Genomic DNA, 8,178 nt, shown 5'->3' on the forward strand with positions numbered 1-8,178 from the left:
GGAAGTTCCGTTTTTTACCGAGACATCCGCATCGTGTAACTTCGCGATCTCTCGCACAAAAGCAAGTCCCAATCCTGAACTTTTGCGGCCGGTATCGGGACGCGGGAGAGAATAGAATTTTTCAAAAATTCTTTCCAATGCGTAACCGGGAATTCCGGGGCCGGAATCCGCCACTTCCAAAAAAGGAAGATCGTTCTCTTTTCCGCAACGGATCGTAATTTGGGAATCTGGACTGGAGAAATCCAAAGCGTTCTGAATTAAATTCCGAAGAGCCGTTTCTAAAAAAAATGAATTCCCTTCCACAGATACGGTTTCGGTCGACTCTTGAATCTTTACTTTTTTTCGAATCGATTCGGAAGTTACGGAAGAAACCGTTTCTCGGACGATCGTTTGCAAATTCAGATTGGGCGTCTTTTCCAATCGAGACAAATTCTCCAAGGCGCTGAATTCCAATAGTCTTTCGAGAATCGTTTGGATTCTTCTTCCTTCCAATTGGATATTGGAGATCAGAGAACTCATTCGATCCGGATTTTCGGCGATCAACTCCGCGGAAGCGAGAAGAGAAGAAAGTGGGCTTTTGATTTCGTGAGTCATGGATTGCACGTAGTTTTCCACGTATTCTTTTCCGGCTAGTTCTCGAAACAATTGATCCATTTCCTCTCCAAGATCTCGGATTTCCGGAACGCTGATTTTTGGAAACGGACTCCGCTTTTTAGATCTGAGTGCGGAAACGTATTCGGATAATTTTCGTATCGGTGAGAATATCAGATAAACTGCGATGAGAAACAAAACGACGATGGACAAAGCCACATAAAGACTGAGTGCCCAAAATTTCTTCTCGGCGGATTCGATAAAAGGAATCACACTGCTCTTGGGTTTGATCACGGTAAGAATGCCGATCGTTTTTCCGGACATCCGAATCGGAGCCGCCACAAATAAAGCCCCCTCCTGATCGGAGGCGGTCAACAGACTCGACCTCGCTCCGTAACTTCCCCTCAACGTAAGATATACGTCGTTCTTTTTTGAATAATCCGATCCTTTCCGAAATCCTTCCGAATCGTACACCACAATTCCTTGTTCGTTGGTCACATAGAGTTGGAGATCTACCTTCTTTTTGGTTACTTCGAAAATTTTAGAATTCAGATTTCGTTCTTTCGCGATCACAAACATGGGAGAAAGAATTCGTTCGCTGACTTCTTTCAAAGTAGATTCCCTTTTAGAAAGTTCTTTTTCTAAAAGGGAGGAGAACAGATGGGCGGTGTCATTCATCGATTCCTCCACCGTTTCCATATAACGGGGCCGAATTGATTTTTCGATTTTATCTACGAAGTAGTAATAGCCTGCCGAGAAGACAAAAAAAAACCGATTACGATTCGGATCCAAAGACTCATAACGTCTCCTTCCATCCGTAACCAAGACCTCGTCTGGTCTCGATCGGATCCAAGTCGCTCCGGACTTCTTTCAATCTTGTTCGAATGTTTTTAATCACCGTATCCACTGCCCGATCAAAACTATCCTCCGGCTCCGTCCAAACCGAGTCCATGATCTCTTCTCTGGTGAAAATTTTACCGGGTCGTTTTAAAAATAAAAGCAAAGTCTTATATTCGTAAGGAGTGAGAGGCAAGGATTTGCCGTAGTAGTAAATCACCTTACGATCCTCATCCGTAAAAAATTCGGTTCGTTTTTCTTCCGAATTTCCATCGTATCTCCGAAGCACCGCTCGAATTCTTGCGACCAACTCACGCGGACTGAACGGTTTTACCATATAGTCGTCGGCGCCCAATTCCAAACCGAGAACACGATCCAATTCGGATTCTCTAGCCGTTAGTAAAATGACAGGGATCGAATATTTTTTTCTAAGTTCTTTTAGAATTTCAAAACCGCTTAAATCCGGAAGACCCACGTCTAATACGAGTAGATCCGGAGATTCCTTTAAGAGTGAAAGACACTCGTTACCGGTCATTGCGGAGAGCATCCGAAACCCTTCGGACTCTAAGACAATTCGGATCGTATCGCAGATTCCCGGTTCGTCTTCAGTAAGCAGGATCGTCCGAATAGAATGCATGCAAGAAAAGGAAAACGGATCGTTCTCTTTAGGAAAAGAATATTTTTGTTCCATTCTCCGGTTTCTAATTTTTTTCAGATCGGAAGGAAATCCGTTTGCATATCCTCCTTCCACACGAATACTTTGCGATTGTTTTAACGACCCACAACATTATGAGCCAACCCAAAACCAAAAAAGAAACTCAGGATCTTTTCGAACTCTATAGACAGATGCTCCTCATTCGAAGATTCGAAGAAGGCGCTGCAAAATCCTACAGCACCGGTAAGATAGGAGGATTTTGCCATCTCTACATCGGTCAAGAAGCGGTCGGAGTCGGATCGATCGCGGCCCTCAAAGAACAAGATTATATCGTATCCACATATCGAGACCACGGACATGCGCTTGCGAGAGGGTTGGATCCGAATGCGCTTATGGCCGAACTCTTCGGAAAAAAAACGGGAATCTCAAAAGGTTACGGAGGTTCGATGCATTTTTTCGATAAGGAAAAACATTTCATGGGCGGTCACGGAATTGTGGGAGGTCACATCTCTCTCGCGGCCGGAATCGCATACGCGGCTAAATACAAGGGGACGGACGCGGTCACGATCTGCTTCTTCGGAGAAGGCGCGGCCAATATAGGATCCTTTCACGAAGGAATGAACCTTGCCGCGATTTGGAAACTTCCTCTTGTGATGATCTGCGAAAACAATCACTACGCGATGGGAACCCCGGAATACCGCGCTCTTTCCGTAAAGGACGTTTCGGTTCGCGCCGGAGCCTATGATATCGCAAGAGACCATATCGAAGGAGACGAGGTTCGTAAGGTCCGAGATCACGTAAGCGTTGCCGTGGAACGAGCGCGTAGAGGAGAAGGCCCCACCCTCATGGAAATTTCCACGTATCGTTTCCGGGGACATTCGATGTCCGATCCCGCGAAATACAGAACCAAAGAAGAATTGGATCGTTACAAACAGAGCGATCCGCTTTTAAAAGCCAAAGAAGATCTTCTTCACGCGGAATGGAAGGAAGAAGAATTAGAAAAATTAGATATGGATCTTCAGACGAAAGTGGAAGAAGCGATCGCATTCGCCGATGCGAGCGACGAACCTCCGTTAGGTTGGTTGTACAAAAACGTTTATGCGGAGAATGTCTGATGGCGATTCTAACGTATAGAGAAGCGCTGAACCGCGCGATGTGCGAGGAAATGGACAAGGATCCGAACATATTTCTCATGGGAGAAGAAGTCGGACATTACGACGGAGCTTATAAAGTTTCCCAAGGGATGCTCGCGAAATACGGCGAAAGAAGGGTCATCGATACTCCGATTTCGGAAAACGGTTTTGCTGGCGTCGGAATCGGCGCGGCTATGGTGGGTCTTCGTCCCATCATAGAATTTATGACCTGGAATTTTTCTCTCGTAGCAATCGATCAGATCATAAACTCCGCCGCCAAGATGAATTATATGAGCGCGGGTCAATTTCCGATTCCGATCGTGTTTCGAGGCGCGGGCGGCGCGGGCGGAAGATTGGCGGCTCAGCATTCTCAAGCCTTCGAAAGTTGGTACGCACATATTCCCGGTTTGAAAGTGATCGCTCCTTATACTCCGGCGGACGCGTGCGGCCTTTTGAAAACGGCGATCCGTGACAACAACCCGACGATCTTTATCGAAAGCGAAGTTTTATACGGAAGCCGAGGAGAAGTTCCCGATCAGGAATATTCGATTCCGTTCGGAAAGGCGGATATCAAACGAGAAGGTTCGGATATAACAATCGTTAGCTGGTCGAGAGCCTTGATGTACGCCCTTCCCGCCGCGGAAAGATTGGCAAAGGAAGGAATTTCGGTGGAAGTTTTGGATCTCCGTTCGATCCGTCCTCTGGACGAGGAAGCGATCTACGCGTCGATTCGAAAAACGAACCGTGCTTTGATCGTAGAAGAAGGTTGGGAAGTCGCGGGTTTCGGTTCTCAAATCGCGTATTTGATTCAAAAGAATTCCTTCGACGATCTGGACGCTCCCGTGGAAAGAATCACGCAAGAGGACGTTCCGATGCCTTATGCGGCGAACTTGGAAAAGGCTTCTCTTCCTAGCGAAGAAAAGATCATCGCCAAGGTTCGAGAGATGCTCGAATAACACGAACGAGGAATATTCAAAATGGCTAAAATAGCAGAAATGACCCAGCTCAGCCCCACGATGTCGGAAGGAAAGATCGTTCGTTGGCTCAAACAAAAAGGAGATTCCGTTTCTCCGGGCGAAATTTTGGCGGAAGTGGAAACCGATAAGGCGGTGATGGAAATGGAAGCCTTTGAAAGCGGAGTTCTTCTTGAAATCCTCGCACCCGAAGGAACACTTCTTCCCGTTGGATCTCCTGTAGCAATCATCGGAAAATCGGGAGAAGACGTTTCTGCGTTAGTCGAAACCGCTAAGAAATCGATTCCCGTCAAAAAAGAAGGCTCATCTGCGCCAAGCCAGACTCCGGCACAAAGCGCGTCACCCGCAACAGCGCCGACTTTTTCCGTACAAGGTCCCGCTGCTTCCCCGGCGTTGGGCGTTGGGAAGAATCTGGAAACAAAAACAGCCTCCGTTTCTCAGAACTCCGGAAACAACGACATCGCCGCAAACGAGGAACGGTCTTCCGGATTCAAAACTTCGTCGTCGATCGGCTCGGAAGAATCAGAACATTCTCCCCTTCGTTTCGCACGCGGCGGACTTCCGACCAAGGCTTCTCCGTTGGCAAAAAATCTTGCACTTCAAAACGGAGTCAATCTAGAGGAAGTGATCGGAACCGGTCCCGGAGGAAGAATCGTCAAACGCGACATTCTTACCTTTCAGGAATCAGGCGGTGGAAAGGGATTCGGTTTTGTAAAACGTCAGGACCGCAAACTCGAACTGACGGGGATGAGAAAGACGATCGCGACAAGACTCGCGCATTCCACTTCCACGATTCCTCATTTTTATCTTACGATGGAAGTCGACGCGGAGCCGATCGACAATCTCCGCAATGCAATCAACAAGGATCTCAAATTGGAAGGACACGATAAGATCAGCGTGAACGATCTGATTCTCAAGGCTTGTTCTTTGTGTTTGAGAGAAGTTCCTGAAGTAAATTCTTCCTGGAGAGAAGATCATATTCTTGAACATGGAAGAATCGATATTGGAGTCGCGGTTTCCATAGAAGGCGGACTCATCACTCCCTATATTCGAAACGCGGATCAGAAAAACATCACGGCGATCAGCCGCGAGATAAAAGAACTTGCTTCCCGAGCGAGAGACAGAAAACTCAAACCGGGGGAATACACGGACGGAACCTTTACCGTCTCCAACCTCGGAATGTTCGGAATTTCTTCCTTCACTGCGGTCATCAACGAACCGGAAGCGGCCATCCTCGCTGTCGGAGCTCTTGTGGAAAAAGCAGTGGTTCGCGACGGAAGTCTCGTCGCCGGAAAGATCCTAACGGTTACTCTTTCCTGCGATCACAGAGTTGTCGACGGCGCCACCGGAGCCAGATTTCTTTCCACATTTCGAGAATATGCGGAACATCCCCTTCGCCTACTTACAGGTTAAGGATTTTATTTTGTGGATAAAGAATCAGCTTCCGGTGCAAGAAAAGAAAAAATAAGAAAATCGGCGCTTCTCCTCTTGTCGCTTAACAAAGAAGACGCCGCCAAGGTTCTTTCCAAACTAGACGACTCTATGATCGAAGAGATCATCCTTGAGATGGCTCAGATCAAAACCATTTCTAAAAAAGAAAAAGAAGACGTTCTATTGGAGTTTAAGAATTCGGTTCTTCCCGGTGAAGGAGAAATCAAAGGTGGAATGGACGCCGCGAGAGAAATTCTCCAGCATTCCATGGGAAAAGAAAAAGCGGAGAACATCCTCGGAAAACTTTCCCGAAAAGATATCGAAGACGATTTTTCTTTTTTAAGCGAAGCGGAGCCCGGGGTTCTCGCAAGTTTACTTCAGCACGAATCTCCTCAGACAATCGCAGTCACTCTTGCGTTTATGACTCCCAAAAAAGCGGCGGACATATTAAAATTCTTTCCGGGAGAATTGCAGGCGAGCGTCGCCTATCGTCTTGCAAACACGACGAAAACTCACCCCGATGCGATCAAAGAGATTGCCAGGGTTTTAAAGAAAAAATACGAGCAGAGAGATCGGTCCGAATACAGCGAAGCCGGCGGCGCCGAAGCTCTTGCGAATATTCTCAATCACATGGACAAGTCCCAAGAGGAGAATATTCTCAAAGAACTCGAAGCGAATTCTCCGGAACTCGCAAAACAAGTCAAAGAGAAGTTATACACCTTTGAGGACGTTCTCGGTCTCGATCAGAAAGAAATGCGGATTCTCATCAATCGCCTGAGCGACGACGAAACTCTGAGTATGGCGCTTCGAGGCTCCGGAGACGAACTCAGAAATCATTTCTTAAACGCAATGTCGAGAAACCGAGCGGCGGAAATCATGGATATGATGGACATCCGAGGAAAACTTACGTTACGCGAAATCAACGACGCACGGAACATCGTCCTCAACCTGGTTCGGGAATTGGAAGAGGAAGGAACCATCTTCGTTAAAAAGGACGGAGAAGAATATATCTAGGAGATGCCCTCGCTCGAAGGCTTCGAGTCCAAATTCTATATCGTTGAAAGATTGAGTTGAGAAAAGATGAATCTCGGAGCTGACGGGACTCGCCGTTACGCAATTTCGCATCCTGCGAAATTAAGCTCCACGGCGTCTTCCTCGCGTGCTCACCCAGAAACTCAGCAGGCTTCTCTCGATGGATCGAAGCCTATCATGATTCGCATCGCATTTTTCGTTTCTTAGTGAAAAGAAAAATGCTCTCGCTCGAAAGCTTCGAGTTCAGATTCTATATAAGTTGAAAGATTGAGTTAAAAAAGATGAATCTCGGAGCTGACGGGACTCGAACCCGCGACATCCTGCGTGACAGGCAGGCACTCTAACCAGCTGAGCTACAGCTCCTTGTTCCTTTGATACTTTTTCAAACGAAGGTAGGCGGTCAACCGATTTCAAACAAATTAGCTGAAAAATTCTGTTCCGAAAATCCATCCTTTCATTTACTGGAATACAAAATTCTTCTGATAAAAATATTGGAAGGAAACAAGAATGATCGTTCAGGAAAAAAAACCAAAAGAACTTTTAGAAGATCGGATTTTTACGGTCTCGAATTTTCTCTCCGTCAGCCGGGTGTTCCTTTTGCCTTTTTTTATCACCTTCACGAAAACTTATATGGAAGATCCGGAAAAAACGGAATTCCTGCTCTACGCACTTTTTACCTGTATCATTGCGGTGATCACGGATTACCTGGACGGTTTTTTAGCGCGTCTCCTCAATCAGGAATCCGTCCTAGGTCGCTATTTGGATCCTGTTTGCGATAAGATCGTTACGGTCGGCGGACTTTCGGTCATCGTCCACTATTTCCGATTTCCATCTTGGATTTTAATTGCATATATGATTCGAGAAATCCTGGGCGTTTGGCTCGGAAGTTTTCTCTATCTCAAAAGAGGAATTCAAGGAAAACCGAATTGGTGGGGAAAATTCGGCGTGGGACTTGTTGCTGTCACGGTTCTTTGGTATATGTGTATTCCTCTGATCGAAATGCAGGTTGCAGGGGAGAGTTTTTTAAAACACCCTGAGTATTCCGGCTACGTCTTGGTTCTCATTTTGAGCATCGGAATCTTCGCTTATTCCAAACGTTATTGGAACATCGTCTTTCATCCGGAAAAGATTCAAATCGACCCTGACGATAAAAAGACTCGAAAGAAATACGAACTCGTTTGATCGTAATTCCTTGACTCCCTGACCTCTTCTCACATCCTGTCCATTGCAACCGCTCGGGTGGTGGAATTGGTAGACACGCAAGCTTGAGGTGCTTGTGCCGATTAGGTGTAGGGGTTCGAGTCCCCTCTCGAGCAAAGATCTTTTCTCTTTTTTAAATCTAACAATCATTGATCGTAAAATCGGACTCGAAGCTTTCAGGCGAAAGCATTTGGAGCGATCCATAGAGAGCGTGCAAATGCGACACGAGCCAGGGATGGCGAGTGAGCCTGAAAGACGCCGTGGAGCTAAGCGCCACAGGATGTGGATGCTGCGTAACGGCGAGTCCCCTCTCGAGCAAAGATCT

Annotated in this window: 7 protein-coding genes and 2 tRNA genes (1 of these 9 only partly in view); 6 read left to right on the forward strand and 3 right to left on the reverse strand. The window is 46.7% G+C overall.

Annotated elements, in window-relative coordinates:
- Both creC and CH376_RS21425 read right to left on the reverse strand, forming a co-directional pair.
- Positions 1 to 1,383 carry the 5' portion of a two-component system sensor histidine kinase CreC gene (gene creC, locus CH376_RS21420; protein ID WP_100783888.1) on the reverse strand. The gene continues 48 nt to the left of window position 1, outside the view, so 1,383 of the gene's 1,431 nt are visible here — the first part of the coding sequence; its start codon is at positions 1,381 to 1,383; the stop codon falls past the left edge of the window.
- A 4-nt stretch (positions 1,384 to 1,387) separates the two neighbouring features.
- Complete coding sequence (locus CH376_RS21425; RefSeq protein WP_100784076.1) at positions 1,388 to 2,119, reverse strand: response regulator; 732 nt, start codon at positions 2,117 to 2,119, stop codon at positions 1,388 to 1,390.
- A 95-nt stretch (positions 2,120 to 2,214) separates the two neighbouring features.
- Between CH376_RS21425 and pdhA the strand changes: the two genes are divergently transcribed.
- The 4 genes from pdhA to fliG are packed head-to-tail and all read left to right on the forward strand — an operon-like array spanning position 2,215 to position 6,635.
- Complete coding sequence (pdhA, locus tag CH376_RS21430) at positions 2,215 to 3,198, forward strand: pyruvate dehydrogenase (acetyl-transferring) E1 component subunit alpha (RefSeq protein WP_207767157.1); 984 nt, start codon at positions 2,215 to 2,217, stop codon at positions 3,196 to 3,198.
- Complete coding sequence (locus CH376_RS21435) at positions 3,162 to 4,172, forward strand: pyruvate dehydrogenase complex E1 component subunit beta (RefSeq protein WP_243394644.1); 1,011 nt, start codon at positions 3,162 to 3,164, stop codon at positions 4,170 to 4,172. Before pdhA ends, CH376_RS21435 begins: the two co-directional genes overlap by 37 nt.
- Positions 4,173 to 4,193: 21 nt before the next feature.
- Positions 4,194 to 5,603, forward strand: a complete 1,410-nt coding sequence (locus CH376_RS21440; RefSeq protein WP_100783891.1) for a dihydrolipoamide acetyltransferase family protein — start codon at positions 4,194 to 4,196, stop codon at positions 5,601 to 5,603.
- Between the two features lie 12 nt (positions 5,604 to 5,615).
- On the forward strand, positions 5,616 to 6,635 hold the full coding sequence (gene fliG, locus CH376_RS21445; RefSeq protein ID WP_100783892.1) for a flagellar motor switch protein FliG: 1,020 nt from the start codon (positions 5,616 to 5,618) through the stop codon (positions 6,633 to 6,635).
- A gap of 307 nt (positions 6,636 to 6,942) precedes the next feature.
- On the opposite strand, the gene CH376_RS21450 is transcribed toward fliG, so the two are convergent.
- Positions 6,943 to 7,016 (reverse strand) — tRNA-Asp (locus CH376_RS21450).
- A gap of 144 nt (positions 7,017 to 7,160) precedes the next feature.
- On the opposite strand from CH376_RS21450, the gene CH376_RS21455 reads away from it, so the two are divergent.
- Complete coding sequence (locus CH376_RS21455) at positions 7,161 to 7,835, forward strand: CDP-alcohol phosphatidyltransferase family protein (protein ID WP_100783893.1); 675 nt, start codon at positions 7,161 to 7,163, stop codon at positions 7,833 to 7,835.
- A 51-nt stretch (positions 7,836 to 7,886) separates the two neighbouring features.
- Positions 7,887 to 7,969: transfer RNA gene (locus CH376_RS21460), tRNA-Leu, on the forward strand.
- The last annotated feature ends 209 nt before the right edge of the window (positions 7,970 to 8,178 follow it).

Source organism: Leptospira adleri (assembly GCF_002811985.1).
Lineage (GTDB): Bacteria > Spirochaetota > Leptospiria > Leptospirales > Leptospiraceae > Leptospira > Leptospira adleri.

What these genes read in the sequence shown, in the direction of transcription:
- CH376_RS21425 (WP_100784076.1), bottom strand. Translation starts at nt 2,119, where the DNA reads ATGGAACAAAAATATTCTTTTCCTAAAGAGAACGATCCGTTTTCCTTT.
- CH376_RS21440 (WP_100783891.1), top strand. Translation starts at nt 4,194, where the DNA reads ATGGCTAAAATAGCAGAAATGACCCAGCTCAGCCCCACGATGTCGGAA.
- CH376_RS21455 (WP_100783893.1), top strand. Translation starts at nt 7,161, where the DNA reads ATGATCGTTCAGGAAAAAAAACCAAAAGAACTTTTAGAAGATCGGATT.